A 17,855-nucleotide genomic window follows, 5' to 3' on the forward strand; every position below is an offset into this window, starting at 1 on the left:
CCACACGCTGAAGCTCGAGGACATCAACAAGGGCTTTGACCTGATGCATGAAGGCAAGTCGATCAGGAGCGTGGTGGTTTACTGACGAGAAGAAAGCCGTCGGCTAACCAGCCAACGGCCGAAAAATGCAGATGTTCAACACGGGAGGAGACAAAAATGCCGGAAAAACTGCATCCTAAAATCGACAATGGACTGCCACGGGAAAAGGCCGACTTTGCCGGCGGCACGCTGGTCTGCGCCTGCACCAGCAACCCGGTCAAGGTGAAGGTCAAGGGCCAGATCGCCCACAACCATGCCTGCGGCTGCACCAAATGCTGGAAGCCGGAAGGCGCGCTGTTCTCGGTCGTGGCGGTTGCCGGTACAAACGACGTGACGGTGACCGAAAACGGCGACAAGCTGAAGATCGTCGATCCGGGCGCGCTGATCCTGCGCCATGCCTGCACCGGCTGCGGCGTCCACATGCACGGCCCGGTCGAGCGCGACCACGCTTTCAAGGGGCTGTCCTTCATCCATCCGGAACGCTTCCAGGAAGACGGCTGGTCGCCGCCGGGCTTCACCGCCTTTGTCTCCTCGATCATCGAGTCCGGTGTCGATCCGAGCCGCATGGACGGCATAAGGTCACAGCTGAAGTCGATCGGGCTCGAACCTTATGATTGCCTCAATCCAGGACTGATGGACTATATCGCCACCTGGACGGCCAAGCGATCCGGCGCGTTGCCGGCCTAGTAGCCGCTCGACTATCATCGATCGAGCCGGGCGACGCCGCCCGGCTCTTTCACATTTGGAACAACAATGCCCGCACCTGCTATTCTCGTCGATGCCGACGCTTGCCCGGTGAAGGCCGAGGTCGAAAAAGTCGCTGAGCGGCACGGCATCGTCGTCACCTTCGTCTCCAATGGCAGCTTGCGTCCGTCGCGCGATCCGATGGTCCGCAATGTCGTCGTCTCCAAGGGTGCCGATGCCGCCGACGACTGGATCGCCGAAAATGCCCGGTCCAACGACATTGTGGTGACCGCCGATATCCCGCTTGCCGCGCGCGCGGTGGCGCTTGGCGCCCATGTGCTTGGTCCGACCGGACGCCCGTTTACGCCCGAAACGATCGGCATGGCGGTGGCAATGCGCGATCTCAAGCAGCATCTGCGCGAGACCGGCGAAAGCAAGGGCTACAATTCGAGCTTCGCGCCGCAGGACCGCTCGCGGTTCCTCGGCGAGCTTGACCGCATCCTACGGCGGGCGCTGAAATCCGCGTCTGCGGACTGAAGGCCATGGCGACTGGTACCCCGACCAAAATGCCCATGCGACCCCACACGCCGTTCGCGGTGTCGGCCTGCATCGGCGTGGCAGCCTTTGGCGCCGCGCTGGTCTGGCGTGCGCCGCTTGCCTATTCGATCGGCGCCAATGTGTTCTTTGCCGCCTATCTCGTTCTTGTCATCGCCCATATGCCGCGGCTTACCGGCAGCTATCTGCGCAAGAATGCAGGCGACACGGACCTGCCGGTACTGGCCATCTTCGCGGTCACGCTGATTGTCGTCGCTATTGCCATCATTTCGTTGTTTCAATTGATCAACAGGGAGAAGAGCGCGGACACCGTCGAGCTTACGGTGGCGCTGCTGTCTATCCCGCTTGGCTGGTTGACCATCCATGCGATGGCCGCACTTCACTACGCGCATATCTACTGGTTGGATGGCGATGCGATGGATGGCGACACAAAAAAGAAAATTCCGGTCGGCGGCCTCGACTTCCCGGGCGGCAAGCGGCCGGAAGGCTCGGATTTCCTCTATTTCGCCACGGTGATCGGCATGACGGCGCAAACCGCCGACACCAACATCACGACCTCGCAAATGCGCCGTGTCGTGCTTGTGCACTCGATCCTGTCGTTCTTCTTCAACACGGTCATCGTGGCAGCCGCGGTCAACCTCGCCGTCAGCCTCGGCAGTCCGTAATAAATCCGTGATCGGGTGAAACATCGCTTAGGCTGGCGACGTATTGGGAGGAGAAGAGATCTGACGAGGCCGCGACGAACGCGCGGCCGGAGGGAACAACAAATGGAATCGCTTGCCAGAAACCAAGCCGCCGGAGCAGATACCGCCGCGCCGAGTGATGCGACGCTGATCTATCGGCAGTCGCGCTGGACGCGGCTGACGCATTGGCTGTGGGCGATCGCGCTGTTCTTCATGCTGCTTTCCGGCCTGCAGATCTTCAACGCCCGCCCGCAGCTCTATATCGGCAAGGAGTCGGGTTTTGGCTACAACAACACCGTCTTCGCCATTGGCGCCGAGAATACGGCGACTGGCCCGCGCGGCTATACCGAAATCTTCGGCAAGCGCTTCGATACCACTGGCGTGCTCGGCTGGTCGGGTCCGGCCGGCCAGGAGACCTCCCGTGCCTTCCCGTCCTGGGCGACGATCCCTTCCTATTACGATCTCGGCACCGCGCGCGTCGTTCATTTCTTCTTTGCCTGGGTGCTGACCACCACGCTGCTGGTCTGGCTGGTCGCCAGCCTGATCAACGGCCATTTGCGCCGCGATCTTGCCCCGCGCCTCGATGATTTCAGGCGCTTGCCGCGAGACATTGTCGAGCACGCCAAGCTCAGGTTCCATCACACGCGCGACTACAACACGCTGCAGAAGATGGCCTATGGCGGCGTGCTGTTCGTGCTGCTGCCGCTGATGATCATCACCGGCCTTGCCATGTCGCCGAGCATGGATTCGGTGCTGCCGTTCCTGAATGATCTGCTCGGCGGCCGGCAGACGGCGCGCACCATTCATTTCACGGTGATGCTGCTGCTCGTCGCCTTCTTCATTATCCACATCCTGATGATCCTGGCCGCCGGCCCGATTAACGAGCTGCGCTCCATCATCACCGGGTGGTACCGAACCGACCCGCCGGCGCATGGCGACAATGCGCCAGAGAGGAGTGCCTGACATGGCGAAATTCGAGATCAGCCCCAAGCTACAGATAAGCCGAAGAAAGTTCCTGACCTCGGCCAGCCTCGGCCTTTCCGGCATCATGCTGTCGGGCTGCGACGCCTTCGACAGCCAGCTTGGCGTCGGCGACAGCCTGCGCAGCTTCCTCGAAAGCGCCAATGGCCTGACCTGGCGGGCGCAGCGACTGCTTGCCGGCGCTGATGCGCTGGCGCCGGAGTTCACCGAGGCCGACATTCGCCAGCCGCAGCGGCCGAACGGTGTCACCGCACCGGACGACGATTTCTACAAGGGCCTGCTCGCCAGCGATTTCGCCGACTGGCGGCTGGAGGTTTCAGGCCTCGTCGAAAAACCGCTGTCGCTGAGCCGCGAGCAGCTGATGAACATGCCGAGCCGCACCCAGATCACCCGCCACGACTGCGTCGAAGGCTGGAGCTGCATTGCCAAATGGACCGGCACGCCGCTGTCGCTGGTGCTCGACCAGGCAGTGGTCAAGCCGCAGGCGCGCTACGTCATGTTCCACTGCCTCGATACGATCGACCGCAGCCTGGCCGGCGACATCAAATATTACGGCTCGATCGACCTGGTCGATGCCCGTCATCCGCAGACGATCCTTGCCTATGGCCTCAACGGCAAGCCGGTGCCGGTCGAGAACGGCGCGCCGCTGCGCGTCCGCGTCGAGCGCCAGCTCGGCTACAAGATGCCGAAATACCTCTACAAGATCGAGCTGGTCGACGGCTTCGCCAATATCGGCGGCGGCAGAGGCGGCTATTGGGAGGACAATGGCTACGACTGGTACGGCGGCATCTGACCGAAACCTGACCTAAGCTTCATCTAACTGTCGTCGTCGCTGTCGTCGCCGTCGCTGCGCAGGGCCGGATTCAGGTCAGGATTGTCGTCAGGGGTGACAAGCTTGCCCAGCCCATGCGGTCCCTGGTAGTTGCCGTGGGTATCGAAGTTGGGGTTGCCCTGATTGTCGAATTGCGGCGTCGGATCGATCAATTGGTCGTAACGGCGCGGGCGCGGCTTCGGATAGTAATTATCGGAATGATGGCGATGCGAATTGCCGTTGTCGAGAATGGCGCCTACCACGCCGCCGACGATAATGGCTGCGGCGACGTCGCCAGCAGAGGGATTGCGGTTGGGGCCGGCGACTGCGAATTCGGCCGAGCAACCATTGTCGACCCAGATGCCGCCGCCGTCATAGCCCCAGCTTCTACCGTATACGCAACGCGCCTTCGACAGCCTGGAGGTCAACTGCACGCCGCGGCGCGTATCGACCCCGCAATAGGAATAGCGGTAATCGGCGCTGGAGCAGACCACGCGTTTTGCCCCCGCAGCCTGCGCTGCCGCCGGCAGCAGCGAAAGCTTCGCCGGATTGCCCAGGATGCAAACCAGGAACATCATCGAACCGGTAACCGTCATCCGTGTCGACATCGCAACTCTCCATCAGGGTCCGCTATCGACAGAATGGCACCTCTGTGTAAATCTGACAACCGGACGGGCTCAGCGAGGTTATATTAATGCGCGCTAAGATGATCGCCACAACTATACTTGCCCTTTCTGCCTGGTTGGCTTTGTCGCTGCTGCCAGCCCGGGCGGACGACAGCCTCAAGCGCATCATCGACCAGAAGACACTGACGATCGGCGTGGCGCTCAACCCGCCATGGATCCTCAAGAAGGCCGACGGGAAGTTCGCCGGCTATGATGTCGACCTGACCAGTGCGCTGGCGTCTGATCTCGGCGTCGACCTGAAGCTGGTCGAGGTGCCCTGGAACGACCTCAAGACAAGACTGCTCAAGGGTGATTTCGACATGATCGCGGCGGGCTACGCCAGCACGCCGGAACGCGCACGCGAGGTGGTGTTCTCCAACCAGACCGGTACCGCCGATATCCGTATGGTTGCGACGATCGCCAGCCTTGGGAAAAGGCCGAGAAAGGCAGTGGCGGCGCCGGGATACAAGATCGCCGTGCTGTCCAATTCCACCGATGAAGCCGCCGCGAAGGAAGCTTTTCCCAAGGCGACCATCCTGTCTTTCGACAATACCTCAGATGTTTTCGCCGCGATCATCGGCGGCGACGCACAGGCAATGGTCGCGACATCGCCGACGCCGCAGATGGCCGCCAGGCTCTATGACGCGAAGTTGACGATGGTGGGCGGCCCGCTGTTGCGGACGCCGGAAGCGTTTGCGATGCGCCCGGACGATGTCCGCCTCATCCAATACGTCAACAACTGGATCGGCGCGCGCACCGCCGACGGCACCATAGGCGGCGTGCGCCGCTACTGGTTCGGCAGCTTCAAATGGATGTTGCGCTTCGAGACAGCTAAGTCCGAGCCCGCCAAGCAATAGGGTCGCGACCTGTTATGCAACCTTGTCGATCAGCGGCTTCAGCGCCGGGTGGATTTCCGGCGAGGCGTGCTTGATCAGCGTCAGCAGCGCGCGCTCGTTCTCCTGCAGCGGCCGGTCGCCTATGTGTTCAGCGAGCCATTTGGCCTCGCCGGCATCGACCGTCTCGGCGCGGCGGGCCAGTGCCTCGGCTGCCTTGTTCCTCGATTCCCATTCGGCCTCGACGTCGCCCGGTGAGAGATAGGCCTCCATAATGCCGGACAGGCCACCCGACACCATGCGGCTGAAGAACCCGCCGATCTCCGGATCGGCCTGTTCGAAAAAAGCATCCCGGCGCAGCGCCACGTCGCGCACCGGCGGTTCGTAGCCGGCCGAACACATGACGAAATTGGCGATCGCCTTGACGAACAGATCGTTCCAGGACGGATCGTTGTCGCCCGCCGCTGTCCGCTCGTTGATCTCGAACAGCACCTCGGCCTCGGCGCGGCTGATGGCGATGTTGCCATCGCCGCCGTAGGCGTAAAGGATGCGGCGCAACAGCTCGACCTCAGCCTTGGCAATCGACCCAGGGATAAGCCTGCCGCCGGTCATCAGCGGCCCCTTGCCGTCCACAACCGCATGAGCGACCTGCTCCAGCGCATAGCTGGAAAGCTTGCTCGGCGATGATTTGGCAACTTCCAGCACATGCACCAGCAGCTCGAGTTCGGTCTGGCTGTCGACCATGCCGTCGCGCGAAATCGTCCGGATCAGCCAGTCGGCATTGTCCTGCGAAACATAGCCCGCCGGCTTTTCCTGGTGGACGATGAAATCGGTGACGGCCTCGACGAAAAACTCGAGCCATTCCGCGCATTTGTCCCTCGCCGTCGCGTCGAGCGCAAACAGCGCCTCGGCCTCGCCGCGCGTTACTACGCCGTCGCCGAACACTTCGCCGCGCAGCATGACCACGTCTTCCGCCGTGATCCGATTTTTCGAGGTCAGCCCGGCCACCGGCGCGCTCATGATCAATTCGCCCATTGTCTTCCCCGCCCGCTGCCGGTAATTGCCGGCCCTTATGCGGTATATCGACAAGGTCTTGAGAAACCGGCAAGCGGCGTGGTTAGCGAAGGCTTGCCTGTAAAGAAGGCCCGCGGAAGACTTGCCAGTAAAAATGTCGCCGGCAGGTGACAAGGTGTCGTCCACGGGCTATGGATGACGAGTCGAGGGCTCTTGACCGAGTCCTACCTGTTTGCGGGAGAGAGCAGCGAGAGCTGCCGCCGAAGGGGAAATCGCCCGAAATCTCTCAGGCAAAAGAACCGTAGACGGGAAAGACACTCTGGAAAGTCGGGGCTTGCCCCCGCGCCGAAGGTGTAAGCGCTGCCGACAGAGTTACGGGGCGCGAGTCTCTCAGGCTTCAGACAGAGGGGCACGGACTGGTCGCCATTCGCGGCCGCTTGCGTGCGACTCTGGAGATGACATGACGGGCGACGACACCAAACACCTTCCCCTCGAAGATCTGCACATGGCAGCCGGTGCGCGTTTCGGCGCCTTCGCCGGCTGGTCGATGCCGCTGACCTATCCGGCCGGCGTGATGAAGGAGCACCTGCACAGCCGCGAGCATGCCGGCCTGTTCGACATCTCGCACATGAAGCTGTTCGAAATCAGCGGCCTGGGCGCAGCACCGCTTCTGAACCGCGCCTGCCCGTTCGATGCTGGCGCGCTTGAGATTTCCCAGTCCAAATACACGTTCTTCCTCAATGAGGCGGCCGGCATTCTGGACGATCTGATCGTAACCAGGCTCGGCGCCGAGCGCTTCATGATGGTCGCCAATGCCGGCAACGCCGCCGCCGACGAAAAGCATCTGCGCGCACTGGCCAAAAATTTCGGTGCAGAGGGCGATTTCGATGTAAAAGTGGATGCGCTCGACCGCGTCTTCTTGGCCATACAGGGCCCCGAGGCGTGGGCTGCCCTTTCCCGCGCCGGCATCGAGACCGGTTCGCTGGTGTTCATGCACGGCATCGAACCGCGCGAAAAATGGTTCATGAGCCGGTCCGGCTATACCGGCGAAGACGGCTTCGAGATCGGCCTGCCGGAAGCGGATGCAAGAAACCTCGTCGCCAGGCTGCTCGAGGACGAGCGGGTGATGTGGGTCGGCCTTGCCGCCCGCGACAGCCTGCGGCTCGAAGCCGGACTGTGCCTGCACGGGCTGGACATCACGCCGGAGATCGATCCGGCCAGCGCCGGGCTGATGTGGGCCATCCCCAAGGAGGTTCGCGCCTCTGGCGCCTTCATCGGCGCCGATGCGCTGCGCGCCATCCTGGAGCGCGGTCCGGCGCAAAAACGTGTCGGCCTGAAGCCGGAAGGCCGCCAGCCGGTGCGCGCCGGTGCTGCCCTTTTCGATGCTGACGGCAACCCTGCCGGCCATGTCACCTCAGGCGGCTTCGGCCCCTCGGCCGGTCATCCGGTCGCCATGGGCTACGTCCAGACGCCGCTTGCCAAATCCGGCGCAAAACTGTTCGCCGATGTCCGCGGGACGAAAATCCCGGTCGACATCCACCTCTTGCCCTTCACGCCCCATCGCTATCGCAAAGGATGATTTCAATGGCAAAGACCTATTTCACCGAAGATCACGAATGGCTGCGCGTCGAGGGCGGCATCGCCACGGTCGGCATCACCGATTACGCGCAGCAGCAGCTCGGCGATCTCGTCTTCGTCGAACTGCCGGAGCCGGGGAGGAAGCTGGCCAAGGGCGACACCGCCGTGGTGGTCGAATCGGTCAAGGCCGCATCGGATGTCTACGCGCCCGTCGACGGCGAGATCACCGAGGCCAACACCTCGCTGTCATCGGATCCTTCACTCGTCAATTCGGCAGCAACCAGCGACGGGTGGTTGTGGAAGATGAAGCTGGCCAATGAAAGCCAGCTCGACGGACTCCTCGATGAAGCCGCTTACAAAGCCCATATTGGTTGATAGCAGGACCAGGAAGATGACCGCAGCACCCTACCCCTTCTCGGCTCGCCATATCGGCCCGGGCCTCCATGACGTCAGAGCCATGCTGGCGACGATCGGCGTTCCTTCGGTCGAGACCCTGATCAGTCAGGCAGTGCCGAAGTCGATCCGGCTCGACCGGCCGCTGGCCCTGCCCGCCCCCGCAAGCGAAGCGGAAGCGCTGACCGAGCTCGCGGCGACGATGGCAAAGAACACGGTGCTGAAGAGCTTCATCGGTGCCGGGTATCATGGCGTCCACGTGCCGCCGGTGATCCAGCGCAACCTGTTCGAGAACCCGGCCTGGTATACGGCTTACACGCCTTACCAAGCCGAGATCAGCCAGGGCCGGCTGGAAATGCTGTTCAACTTCCAGACGCTGGTGACAGAACTGACCGGCCTGCCGGTGGCGTCGGCCTCGCTGCTCGACGAGGCGACGGCGGTGGCCGAAGCTGTCGGCATTGCGCTGCGCCATCATCGCGACAAGCGCACCAAGGTGGCACTGGCCGGCACGCCGCACCCACAGACGCTGGACGTCGTGCGCACCCGCGCCGAGCCGCTCGGCATCGAGGTCGACGGCGAGGTGATCGACGACAACACCGCCGCCCTGCTGGTCTCCTGGCCCGATACATTCGGCGTCTACGGCGACCACAAGGTAGCGATCGACAGGGCCCGTGCTGCCGGCGCGCTGGTCGTCTTCATCGCCGACCCGCTTGGCCTGACGCTGACCGATGCGCCGGCCAGGCTTGGCGCCGACATCGCCGTCGGCCCGATGCAGCGTTTTGGCGTGCCGATGGGCTTTGGCGGGCCGCACGCCGCCTATTGCGCCGTCTCCGACAGGCTGACGCGGCTGATGCCCGGCCGGCTCGTTGGCCAGTCGACGGATAGCAAGGGCCGTCCCGGTTATCGCCTCGCTTTGCAGACACGCGAGCAGCATATCCGCCGCGACAAGGCGACGTCCAACATCTGCACCGCACAGGCGCTGCTCGCCAATATGGCGACGGCCTACGCGATCTGGCATGGCCCTGCCGGGCTGCAGGCGATTGCCGGCCGCGTCCACACGCTGGCCAACCGCCTGGCTGCCGGCCTCAAGGCAGCGGGCGTTTCGGTGCTCGGCGACAGCCGCTTCGACACTGTGACCGTGGAAGTGAAGGGCAGAGCCGGCGCGATTGCCGCCGCCGCAGAAAAGACCAGCCGACTGCTGCGCGTCATCGACGCCGACCATGTCGGCATCAGCTTCGACGAGACCTCCACCGAAGCCGATCTGGAGGCGATCGCAGCACTTTTCGGCGCCAAGGCCGGCGTTGCCGCCAGCAGTTCCATGCCAGGAAAACCGCGCGGCAACGAGTTTCTCACCCAGCCCGTCTTCCGCGAAAACCACTCGGAAACCGACATGATGCGCTTCCTGCGCCGGCTGTCCGACAAGGACCTGGCGCTTGACCGCGCCATGATCCCGCTCGGTTCCTGCACCATGAAGCTCAACGCCGCCGCCGAAATGATGCCGGTGAGCTGGCCTGATGTCGCCAACCTGCATCCCTTCGCCCCGGCTGACCATTCGACAGGCTATCGCGCCATGATCGACGAGCTGGAAGGCTGGCTGGCGGAGATCACCGGCTTCGACGCGGTGACCCTGCAGCCCAACGCCGGCAGCCAGGGCGAATATGCCGGCCTGCTCGCCATTCGCGGCTACCACCGCTCACGCGGCGAAGGCCATCGCACCGTCTGCCTGATTCCGTCCTCGGCGCATGGCACCAATCCGGCAAGCGCGGCCATGGCCGGCATGAGCGTTGTCGTCGTGCGCTGCACCGAGGACGGCAATATCGACATGGAAGACCTGCAGGCCAAGGCGGCCGAGCATGCGCACAATCTCGCGGCGCTGATGTTCACCTACCCTTCGACGCATGGCGTCTTCGAGGAAGGCGCGCGCGATCTCTGTGCGCTGGTCCACAGCCATGGCGGCCAGGTCTATTTCGACGGCGCCAACCTCAACGCGCTGGTCGGCCTCGCCCGTCCCGGCGATATCGGCGCCGATGTCTGCCACATGAACCTGCACAAGACCTTCTGCATCCCGCATGGCGGCGGCGGCCCCGGTGTCGGCCCGATCGGCGTCAAGGCGCACCTGAAGCCATATCTGCCCGGCCACATCACCGAAGGCTCGGCCCATGCCGTGGCGGCGGCACCGTTCGGCAGTGCCTCCATCCTGCCGATCACCTGGATGTATATCCGCATGATGGGCGCTTCCGGCCTGAAGCAGGCGACCGAGACGGCGATCATCTCCGCCAACTATGTGGCGACGCGGCTCGGCGAGCATTTCCCCCTGCTTTACAAAGGGCGCAACGGACGCGTTGCGCATGAATGCATCCTCGACACCCGCGTGCTCAAAGACAGCGCCGGCATCAGCGTCGACGATATCGCCAAGCGGCTGATCGACTATGGTTTCCATGCACCGACCATGTCGTTCCCGGTGGCCGGCACACTGATGGTGGAGCCGACCGAGTCCGAGCCCAAGCGCGAGCTGGATCGCTTCTGCGAGGCGATGATCGCCATAGCCGGCGAGGCAGCCAAGGTGGCGAAGGGCGAATGGCCGTTGGGCGACAATCCTCTAGTCAATGCGCCGCACACCGCCGCCGAGGCGTTGGCCGGCCAGTGGACCCATCCCTATTCGCGCCTGGAGGCGGCCTACCCCGCCGGCGATGCCGACACGGCGGCAAAATACTGGCCGCCGGTGTCACGCATCGACAATGTCGCCGGCGACCGCAACCTTGTCTGCTCCTGCCCGCCGCTGTCGGAATATCTGGGTGCGGCGGAATAGATCATGATCCCGAAAAGTGGAATCCGGTTTTCGGACAAGATCATGGGTCTAACAAGAAGATAGAAACCTCAATCAGGCAGAACGCAAGGCCGGCCCGTCGGCCTTGCTCGCCCGGTCCCGGACGACGACGCGATTTCGCCCGGCGCGCTTTGCCGCATAGAGTGCTGCGTCGGCTTCGGCCAGCACATCGTCGAGACCGGTGCCGTTTGTTCCGCCAAAGCCGATGCCGCCGCTGACTGTGCTTCGCAACGGACCGAGTTGGGTGGCCACGACTTCCGTGCCGAAGGCGACGCTGATCTTGCTCGCAATGTCATAGGCCTTCTCTTCCGTCATCCGCGACATGACGAGCACGAATTCCTCGCCGCCCAACCGGAAGGCGTCGACGCCGGTCCGGGCGTATTTCCTGATGACGGCGGCAAAGCGGCACAGAACCTGGTCGCCGACCGGGTGACCAAATACGTCGTTCGTCCTCTTGAAATGGTCAAGGTCGAACATGGCAACGGACATGAACGGACCGAAGACCCGCTCGCCGTAGAGTGCCGTCAACGCCCGCCGATTCATCAGCCCGGTCAATGGATCGGTCATCGTCTCGGCCTTCAATTCGATCTGCGCCTGCAAATGGTGCAGGGAGAGCGTCAATGCGCCGAGCCCGGTCATGCAGGCGACGGCCACGACGGAATTCACCCGCTCGGCCCAATTGTCGGGCGCAACACCCAGCACCCATTGGCCCGTGACCAGCAGGACCGCGCCGCAAAGTCCGAACGACAGCGCACAGACGCCGCTCAGGAACGAGACGACCAGCAATATCCGGCGATCGTGACCACCCTCAATCCAGAACATCGCTCCGATGAGCGAGAGCAGCGCCGTTACCGTTGCGTAGGTGACAATAAAGCCGACACCATCAAATCCGAGATACGTCGCGCCTGTGCAAACAGCCATCGCAACCAAGGTCGGCAAGATGGCGCGCCTGTAGTCGCCTATGCCGAGATATTGCATGGCCGACAGGCAGATAATCAGGAAACCGAGGCTGAGAAGCGCAAGCACGATCTGGCAAAGCCAGGGGCTTGGATCTCTTGCGTAATGCCAAAACAACACGACATGTGCGACGAGCACGAGAATGCCGCAGGCCACCGTCAGCACAAAGCGTGCCTGTGGCGCGGTGAACCAGATCGCAAACATGGTGATGCTAAGGCACGTGCCCGACAGCGCCGCCGCGAGCAGGAGCGAACTGTAATCCAACATGCTTAAGCGACAGCCTCTTGAGGGTTCCGCTGCATTCTAGGTCAGCGACAGTCCGCAAATACCGTTTTTTCAGCCAATCTTGCGGCGTAACCTTCGGACAGGGTTTACAAAGCGTCGATGCTCCAGGCTTCGACCCATTTCCGCCGCTTGGTTGTCGAATGGTTTTGCAGTAAGAGGCTCTATCCTCGAACGTAACAGGAACCTCCGTCGCCTGCCCGCAAAAAGCGTGGCAGTATCGGGTGGTGATTCGCAGCATCGGAATCCAGGACCGGCATGGACGACAATAACGATCTTTTCGCCAAATTGGACAAGCAGCCGCAACCGGCTCGCGCCGCCGCGCGCCCGGCCGACCCGCTGGTGCAGGCGGCGAAGCGGCCGGCGCCCCGCGACGCCAGCGAGAGCTACAGTGCCGCCGATATCGAAGTGCTGGAGGGGCTGGAGCCGGTGCGCCGCCGCCCGGGCATGTACATTGGCGGCACCGACGACAAGGCGATGCACCATCTGTTCGCCGAGGTCATCGACAATTCGATGGACGAGGCGGTCGCCGGCCATGCGACCTTCATCGATGTCGAGCTTTCCGCCGACGGATACCTGTCCGTAACCGACAACGGCCGCGGCATTCCGGTCGATCCGCACCCGAAATTCAAGAAGCCGGCGCTCGAACTCATCATGACGACGCTGCATTCAGGCGGCAAGTTCGACAGCAAGGTTTACGAGACGTCCGGCGGCCTGCACGGTGTCGGCGTTTCCGTGGTCAACGCGCTGTCCGACCATCTCGAGGTCGAGGTCGCGATTGGGCGCAAGCTCTATCGCCAGCGCTTCTCGCGAGGCGTTCCGGTGACCGGCCTGGAGCAGCTCGGCGAGGTGCACAACCGCCGCGGCACGAAGATCCGCTTCCATCCAGACGAGCAGATTTTCGGCAAGGGTGCTGCTTTCGAGCCGGCGCGGCTCTACCGCATGGCGCGGTCAAAGGCCTATCTGTTCGGCGGTGTCGAAATCCGCTGGACCTGCGATCCGTCGCTGATCAAGGAAAAGGACACGACGCCGGCCAAGGCAGAATTCCATTTTCCGGGCGGCCTCAAGGATTATCTGAAAGCCTCGCTCGGCGACGAATTCCAGGTCACCCGTGAAATGTTTGCCGGTAAGAGCGAGAAGCAGGGTGGCCACGGTTCGCTCGAATGGGCGGTAACCTGGTTCGGCGGCGACGGTTTTATCAATTCCTATTGCAACACCATTCCGACCGCCGAAGGCGGCACGCATGAGGCCGGCTTCCGCAACGTCCTGACGCGCGGCTTGCGCGCTTATGCCGACCTGGTCGGCAACAAGCGCGCCTCGATCGTCACTTCCGAGGATGTGATGATCTCGGCGGCGGGCATGCTGTCGGTGTTCATCCGCGAACCGGAATTCGTCGGCCAGACCAAGGACAGGCTGGCGACGATCGAGGCGATCCGCATCGTCGAAAGCGCCATCCGCGACCCGTTCGACCACTGGCTGGCCGACAATCCGCAGGAGGCTTCGAAACTGCTCGAATGGGTGATCGCGCGCGCCGACGAGCGGGTGCGCCGCCGCCAGGAAAAGGAAGTGTCGCGCAAGAGTGCGGTGCGCAAGCTGCGCCTGCCCGGCAAGCTCGCCGACTGCACGCAGAATGCCGCCGCCGGTGCCGAGCTGTTCATCGTCGAGGGCGATTCGGCCGGCGGTTCGGCAAAGCAGGCGCGCGACCGCGCCAGCCAGGCGGTGCTGCCCCTGCGCGGCAAGATCCTCAACGTCGCCAGCGCCGGCAACGACAAGCTTGCCGCCAACCAGCAGATATCCGACCTCATCCAGGCGCTTGGCTGCGGCACGCGCTCGAGATACCGCGACGAGGACCTGCGTTACGACCGGGTCATCATCATGACCGATGCCGACGTCGACGGCGCCCATATCGCCTCGCTGCTGATCACCTTTTTCTACCAGGAGATGCCAAGCCTGGTCCGCGGCGGCCATCTCTATCTGGCGGTGCCGCCGCTTTATTCGATCCGGCAAGGCGGCAAGGTCGCCTATGCCCGCAACGACGCGCACAAGGACGAACTCCTGCGCACCGAATTCACCGGGCGCGGCAAGATCGAAATCGGCCGCTTCAAGGGGCTGGGCGAAATGATGGCCGCCCAGCTCAAGGAAACCACCATGGACCCGAAAAAGCGCACGCTGCTCAGGGTCGACGTTATCGATGCCGAGGCGGCGACCAAGGATGCGGTCGACGCATTGATGGGGACCAAGCCCGAGGCCCGTTTCCGGTTCATCCAGGAACGCGCGGAATTCGCCGAGACGGAAGTGCTGGATATCTGAGCTCCCGCCGCTAGCTTGGCCTTCTGAGCTGGAGACGAGCACTTGACCTGGGCGCGGCTGAAGGACGATATCGGCACGCGGATCGCTGGCCTGACGCGGCCGACGCGCTCGGACTGGATCTTTGCCCTGCGCACCGTTTCGGCCGGCCTCATCGCGATTTTGGCCGCCTATGCGCTGAAGCTCGACCACCCGCAATGGGCGATGATGACGGTGTTCATCGTCGCACAGCCGGTCGCCGGCATGGTGCTGGCGAAGGGGTTTTATCGTCTCCTCGGCACGCTTGCCGGCGCGCTGGCGGCGATCGGCATTACCACTGTTTTCGATGCCAACCCGTGGTTGCTGGTTGCAGTTCTTGCCGGCTGGATCGGCATCTGCTCGCTGGTGTCGTCGCTGCTACGCAATCCGGAAGCCTATGGCGCGGCGCTTGCCGGCTACACCGCGATGATCATCGGCCTGCCGGCTTTCGGCCAGCCGCACCTCGTCATCGATCTCGCCGTGGCGCGCTGCGCGGAAATCGTGCTTGGTATCGTCTGCGCTGCGCTGACCAGCCGGCTGATCCTGCCGAAACTGGCCGCCGACGCCATCATCTCAAGACTGAAACGCAGCATTCTCGACCTGGCGGCCTATGCGGACGGCGCTTTTTCCGGCGGCGATGCGGAAAAGCTTGCCGGGCTGCACCGCAAGCTGATCGGCGACGTCCAGACGCTCGGCGAGATGCGCACCTACGCAAGGCTGGAGGGGCCGAGCCTCGCCACCCGCGCCTATCCGGTCCGGCGTACCATCGGCCAGCTTCTGTCGGCCCTGTCGGCGGCGCGTGCGCTGCATGCCCACGCCGCGCCGAAGAATGCAGCCCTCATCCCCGTTCGCGCCGAGTTGCAGGCCGTTGTCGGCGAACTGGTAGCCAAGCCGGGCGCGCTGGACGATACGGCGCCCTGGGTGGCGCGGCTCGACGCAATCGCCGGCAAGGCACGGCAGATGCCTGACATCGCGGCCGGGCAAGACATTGACTGGGCTGGCACTGTCACCCGCCTAACCATTGCCGCCGACTTCGCCGAGGCAATGCAGCAAGTGCTGCGCGGCCTGGATGCACTCCGCTCTCCCCCGTCTCGTGCCAGTCGCGAACGGCGGCAGCCAGCGCTGGTGGTGCACCGCGATTACCGTGCGGCATCGCGCAATGCCGTGCGCGCAGCAATCGCCACGCTCCTGGTCGCCGGCTTCTGGCTGGCGACGAAATGGTCGGACGCGACCGGCACGGTCATTCTGGTCGCCGTCGTCTCCAGCCTGTTCGCCGCTCGCCCCGATCCGATCCGGTCGGCATGGAACTTCTTCGAGGGCACGTTGCTCGCCCTGCCCTTTGCGTTTCTCATCGGCCAGTTGGCGCTTCCGGCTTTGCCAGGCTTCGGATGGTTCATGGTCTTTGTCGTGCCGATCCTGGTGCCAGCGGCACTGGGCATGGCCAATCCGCGCTATGTCGGCGTGGCAACGGCCTTTGCGATCAATTTCCTCGCCTTCCTCAGCCCACATCAGGTCATGACCTACGATCCGGAGCCGTTCCTCGCCAATTCGGCAGCGGTCCTTGTCGGCATTCTTCTGGCGATCGGCGTCTTCGCCGTCGTGCTGCCCGCCGACCCCTGGGTTACAGTCAACCGCATCCTGCAAACCATGCGCGAAGATCTTGCACGCCTTTGCCTGCACGACCGCCTACCGCGGCGATCGGCCTTCGAAAGCCTTGCCTACGACCGGATCAACCAGTTGATGCCACTGCTGCAGAACGCCGGCAAGAAAGGCGATGCGGTTCTCGGCGGCGGCATAGCTGCGGTTACCGTCGGCCTCGAAATCCTGCGGCTGCGCAACGCGCAGCAAAGTTCCACGATGCCATCCGAAACGGCACTTTCCATCACCAATTTCCTGCGCGGGCTGGCACGCGAACTGCTGTTCAGGCGCGTCGGCGAGCCGCAGACGGCGACCGTCGCAGTCGCCAGGCAGTATGCAGCAGGCATCGCGGAGCGCAGCGTCGCGGCCGAAATGCTGCAGATCGCCGCCTCGCTGCGCATCATCGCCGCCGCGATCGAGGATTTTCCGGATTTTTTCGCGAAAGACCGGGTTTAGGCAGCAGCGATCGCCAGCGCGTGCCCGCGTGCGTTCTCGCGCAGCGCGTCGAGATGGATCGATTTGACCAGCCCGGCGAGATCGCCTTCGGCGGACTGTCCGCCCAATTCCTTCAGCATCAGCCAACTGACTTCCTGGACGCCGGCGAGGCGTTTGCCATTGGCGACCTCGCGCCAGACCTTCAGCGCGCGCAGAATGATGGCGTGGGTGGCGGCGGCAAGCCCGGCGCTGCGGAACAGTGCCTGCAACGCTATGTCATGCCCGCCGGCCAGCAGTGCTCTCACCCGTTGTTCGGACTGTTGGCTGAGCGCGACCAGCGCCGAACCAAAGAAGTCGACCTTGCCGTGCGCAATGGTGCGGACGACGAAGCTTGCGGTCAGGTCGCCGCGCAGGCGCAGATGTTCGACAAGTGCGGTATGTTCCTCTGTCCGCGTGCCTTCGATCAGCGTCACCGAAGCCTTGATGCAAGCATCGCGCGTGACGCGCTCGGCCCTGGCGGCGCCCATCAGCGCCAGCACCAGCGGCGACCCCTTGAGCATCTCCCCGAGCTTGACCAGCAGCATATGCCGGCAGTCGGCGGGCAGGCGCGCGTCGGCAATCAGCGCTTCGCGCACCAGAGGCAGATGGCCGTGCCGCTCGGCCATGCGCCGAAAGCTGATCGATGCGATATCGGCGCCGCTGTTGGCGAGCAGCGTGGCGCAGGCTTCCGGCTCGCCGATCTCGGCGATCGCCGCCGCAACCGACATCGAGACGCGTGGCCGGTCGGCGATCACCTTCTGCGTCGCCTTCTGGCCGCCGACAACCCGATCGATCAGGTCGGCATCGGCAAGCAGCGGCGACCGCGCCAGTACCAAGGCTGCGACTTCCGGTTGGTCCGAGGCCAGCGCGCTGACGATCTGCGGCGGCGCATGATGGCTCATGGAAAGCGCGTCGGCGATCGCCAGCCGCACCTTCGACGATACGTCATCGAGCAGCAGCGTCAGCGCCGCCTCGGCAGCGCAGCGGTCCTCGAAAGGCAGGTCCGAGTCGACATAGGCGCGAGCCAGCGCGCTTGCCGCCGCAGCACGCTCCGACACCTTCGCCGTATGGATCCATTTCAGGAAATGCGAAACGACCATGTCGCCTGCTTACGCC

General features: G+C 63.7%; 15 protein-coding genes and 1 riboswitch. Of the genes, 11 read left to right on the forward strand and 4 right to left on the reverse strand.

From position 1 onward, the window contains the following. The first annotated feature begins 156 nt into the window (after positions 1-156). The 5 genes from gfa (at position 157) to NKJ28_RS10650 (ending at position 3,735) form a co-directional block, all read left to right on the forward strand. Positions 157-726 (forward strand): S-(hydroxymethyl)glutathione synthase, encoded by a 570-nt coding sequence (gene gfa, locus NKJ28_RS10630; protein ID WP_352451333.1) that lies wholly within the window; start codon positions 157-159, stop codon positions 724-726. Positions 727-792: 66 nt separating this feature from the next. Next, positions 793-1,260 (forward strand): YaiI/YqxD family protein, encoded by a 468-nt coding sequence (locus tag NKJ28_RS10635; RefSeq protein ID WP_352635439.1) that lies wholly within the window; start codon positions 793-795, stop codon positions 1,258-1,260. 5 nt (positions 1,261-1,265) lie between these two features. After that, a complete protein-coding gene (locus tag NKJ28_RS10640) occupies positions 1,266-1,943 on the forward strand; it encodes a DUF1345 domain-containing protein (RefSeq protein ID WP_352454436.1) in 678 nt (225 codons plus the stop codon). 102 nt (positions 1,944-2,045) lie between these two features. Continuing rightward, positions 2,046-2,924, forward strand: coding sequence for a cytochrome b/b6 domain-containing protein (locus tag NKJ28_RS10645; RefSeq protein WP_352454437.1), 879 nt, complete (start codon positions 2,046-2,048; stop codon positions 2,922-2,924). A gap of 1 nt (position 2,925) precedes the next feature. Further along, positions 2,926-3,735, forward strand: coding sequence for a molybdopterin-binding protein (locus tag NKJ28_RS10650; RefSeq protein ID WP_352635441.1), 810 nt, complete (start codon positions 2,926-2,928; stop codon positions 3,733-3,735). Positions 3,736-3,758: 23 nt separating this feature from the next. On the opposite strand, the gene NKJ28_RS10655 is transcribed toward NKJ28_RS10650, so the two are convergent. Beyond that, complete coding sequence (locus tag NKJ28_RS10655; RefSeq protein WP_352635443.1) at positions 3,759-4,361, reverse strand: DUF3011 domain-containing protein; 603 nt, start codon at positions 4,359-4,361, stop codon at positions 3,759-3,761. An 86-nt stretch (positions 4,362-4,447) separates the two neighbouring features. On the opposite strand from NKJ28_RS10655, the gene NKJ28_RS10660 reads away from it, so the two are divergent. Next, positions 4,448-5,275, forward strand: a complete 828-nt coding sequence (locus tag NKJ28_RS10660; RefSeq protein WP_352635445.1) for a transporter substrate-binding domain-containing protein — start codon at positions 4,448-4,450, stop codon at positions 5,273-5,275. 12 nt (positions 5,276-5,287) lie between these two features. Here NKJ28_RS10660 and NKJ28_RS10665 read toward each other — a convergent pair whose 3' ends face one another. Beyond that, the gene (locus tag NKJ28_RS10665) at positions 5,288-6,286 is read right to left on the reverse strand and encodes a hypothetical protein (protein WP_352568820.1); all 999 of its coding nucleotides are present in this window, start codon (positions 6,284-6,286) and stop codon (positions 5,288-5,290) included. Positions 6,287-6,490: 204 nt separating this feature from the next. Next, positions 6,491-6,577: riboswitch (glycine riboswitch) on the forward strand. A gap of 148 nt (positions 6,578-6,725) precedes the next feature. On the opposite strand from NKJ28_RS10665, the gene gcvT reads away from it, so the two are divergent. Genes gcvT through gcvP form a run of 3 tightly spaced genes read left to right on the forward strand, consistent with a single transcriptional unit; the run spans position 6,726 to position 11,045 of the window. Beyond that, a complete protein-coding gene (gene gcvT / locus NKJ28_RS10670) occupies positions 6,726-7,844 on the forward strand; it encodes a glycine cleavage system aminomethyltransferase GcvT (RefSeq protein ID WP_352568821.1) in 1,119 nt (372 codons plus the stop codon). Positions 7,845-7,849: 5 nt separating this feature from the next. Further along, complete coding sequence (gcvH, locus tag NKJ28_RS10675; RefSeq protein ID WP_352568822.1) at positions 7,850-8,218, forward strand: glycine cleavage system protein GcvH; 369 nt, start codon at positions 7,850-7,852, stop codon at positions 8,216-8,218. Between the two features lie 16 nt (positions 8,219-8,234). Continuing rightward, a complete protein-coding gene (gene gcvP, locus NKJ28_RS10680) occupies positions 8,235-11,045 on the forward strand; it encodes an aminomethyl-transferring glycine dehydrogenase (protein ID WP_352568823.1) in 2,811 nt (936 codons plus the stop codon). A gap of 72 nt (positions 11,046-11,117) precedes the next feature. On the opposite strand, the gene NKJ28_RS10685 is transcribed toward gcvP, so the two are convergent. Next, complete coding sequence (locus tag NKJ28_RS10685; RefSeq protein ID WP_352635448.1) at positions 11,118-12,287, reverse strand: GGDEF domain-containing protein; 1,170 nt, start codon at positions 12,285-12,287, stop codon at positions 11,118-11,120. A 273-nt stretch (positions 12,288-12,560) separates the two neighbouring features. Between NKJ28_RS10685 and parE the strand changes: the two genes are divergently transcribed. After that, positions 12,561-14,612 carry a DNA topoisomerase IV subunit B gene (gene parE / locus NKJ28_RS10690; protein ID WP_352635450.1) on the forward strand — a complete coding sequence of 684 codons (2,052 nt, stop codon included), beginning with the start codon at positions 12,561-12,563 and terminating at the stop codon, positions 14,610-14,612. Between the two features lie 42 nt (positions 14,613-14,654). Beyond that, positions 14,655-16,721, forward strand: coding sequence for an FUSC family protein (locus NKJ28_RS10695; RefSeq protein ID WP_352635452.1), 2,067 nt, complete (start codon positions 14,655-14,657; stop codon positions 16,719-16,721). On the opposite strand, the gene NKJ28_RS10700 is transcribed toward NKJ28_RS10695, so the two are convergent. Then, complete coding sequence (locus tag NKJ28_RS10700) at positions 16,718-17,839, reverse strand: DUF2336 domain-containing protein (protein ID WP_352635454.1); 1,122 nt, start codon at positions 17,837-17,839, stop codon at positions 16,718-16,720. The genes NKJ28_RS10695 and NKJ28_RS10700 overlap by 4 nt on opposite strands. Positions 17,840-17,855 lie beyond the last annotated feature (16 nt).

The organism is Mesorhizobium sp. M0145 (assembly GCF_040322355.1).
Lineage (GTDB): Bacteria > Pseudomonadota > Alphaproteobacteria > Rhizobiales > Rhizobiaceae > Mesorhizobium.

Excerpts from the sequence above, each read along its gene's own strand:
- gfa (WP_352451333.1), top strand. The coding sequence starts at position 157 with ATGCCGGAAAAACTGCATCCTAAAATCGACAATGGACTGCCACGGGAA.
- NKJ28_RS10635 (WP_352635439.1), top strand. The coding sequence starts at position 793 with ATGCCCGCACCTGCTATTCTCGTCGATGCCGACGCTTGCCCGGTGAAG.
- NKJ28_RS10640 (WP_352454436.1), top strand. The coding sequence starts at position 1,266 with ATGGCGACTGGTACCCCGACCAAAATGCCCATGCGACCCCACACGCCG.
- NKJ28_RS10645 (WP_352454437.1), top strand. The coding sequence starts at position 2,046 with ATGGAATCGCTTGCCAGAAACCAAGCCGCCGGAGCAGATACCGCCGCG.
- NKJ28_RS10650 (WP_352635441.1), top strand. The coding sequence starts at position 2,926 with ATGGCGAAATTCGAGATCAGCCCCAAGCTACAGATAAGCCGAAGAAAG.
- NKJ28_RS10655 (WP_352635443.1), bottom strand. The coding sequence starts at position 4,361 with ATGTCGACACGGATGACGGTTACCGGTTCGATGATGTTCCTGGTTTGC.
- NKJ28_RS10660 (WP_352635445.1), top strand. The coding sequence starts at position 4,448 with ATGCGCGCTAAGATGATCGCCACAACTATACTTGCCCTTTCTGCCTGG.
- NKJ28_RS10665 (WP_352568820.1), bottom strand. The coding sequence starts at position 6,286 with ATGGGCGAATTGATCATGAGCGCGCCGGTGGCCGGGCTGACCTCGAAA.
- gcvT (WP_352568821.1), top strand. The coding sequence starts at position 6,726 with ATGACGGGCGACGACACCAAACACCTTCCCCTCGAAGATCTGCACATG.
- gcvH (WP_352568822.1), top strand. The coding sequence starts at position 7,850 with ATGGCAAAGACCTATTTCACCGAAGATCACGAATGGCTGCGCGTCGAG.
- gcvP (WP_352568823.1), top strand. The coding sequence starts at position 8,235 with ATGACCGCAGCACCCTACCCCTTCTCGGCTCGCCATATCGGCCCGGGC.
- NKJ28_RS10685 (WP_352635448.1), bottom strand. The coding sequence starts at position 12,287 with ATGTTGGATTACAGTTCGCTCCTGCTCGCGGCGGCGCTGTCGGGCACG.
- parE (WP_352635450.1), top strand. The coding sequence starts at position 12,561 with ATGGACGACAATAACGATCTTTTCGCCAAATTGGACAAGCAGCCGCAA.
- NKJ28_RS10700 (WP_352635454.1), bottom strand. The coding sequence starts at position 17,839 with ATGGTCGTTTCGCATTTCCTGAAATGGATCCATACGGCGAAGGTGTCG.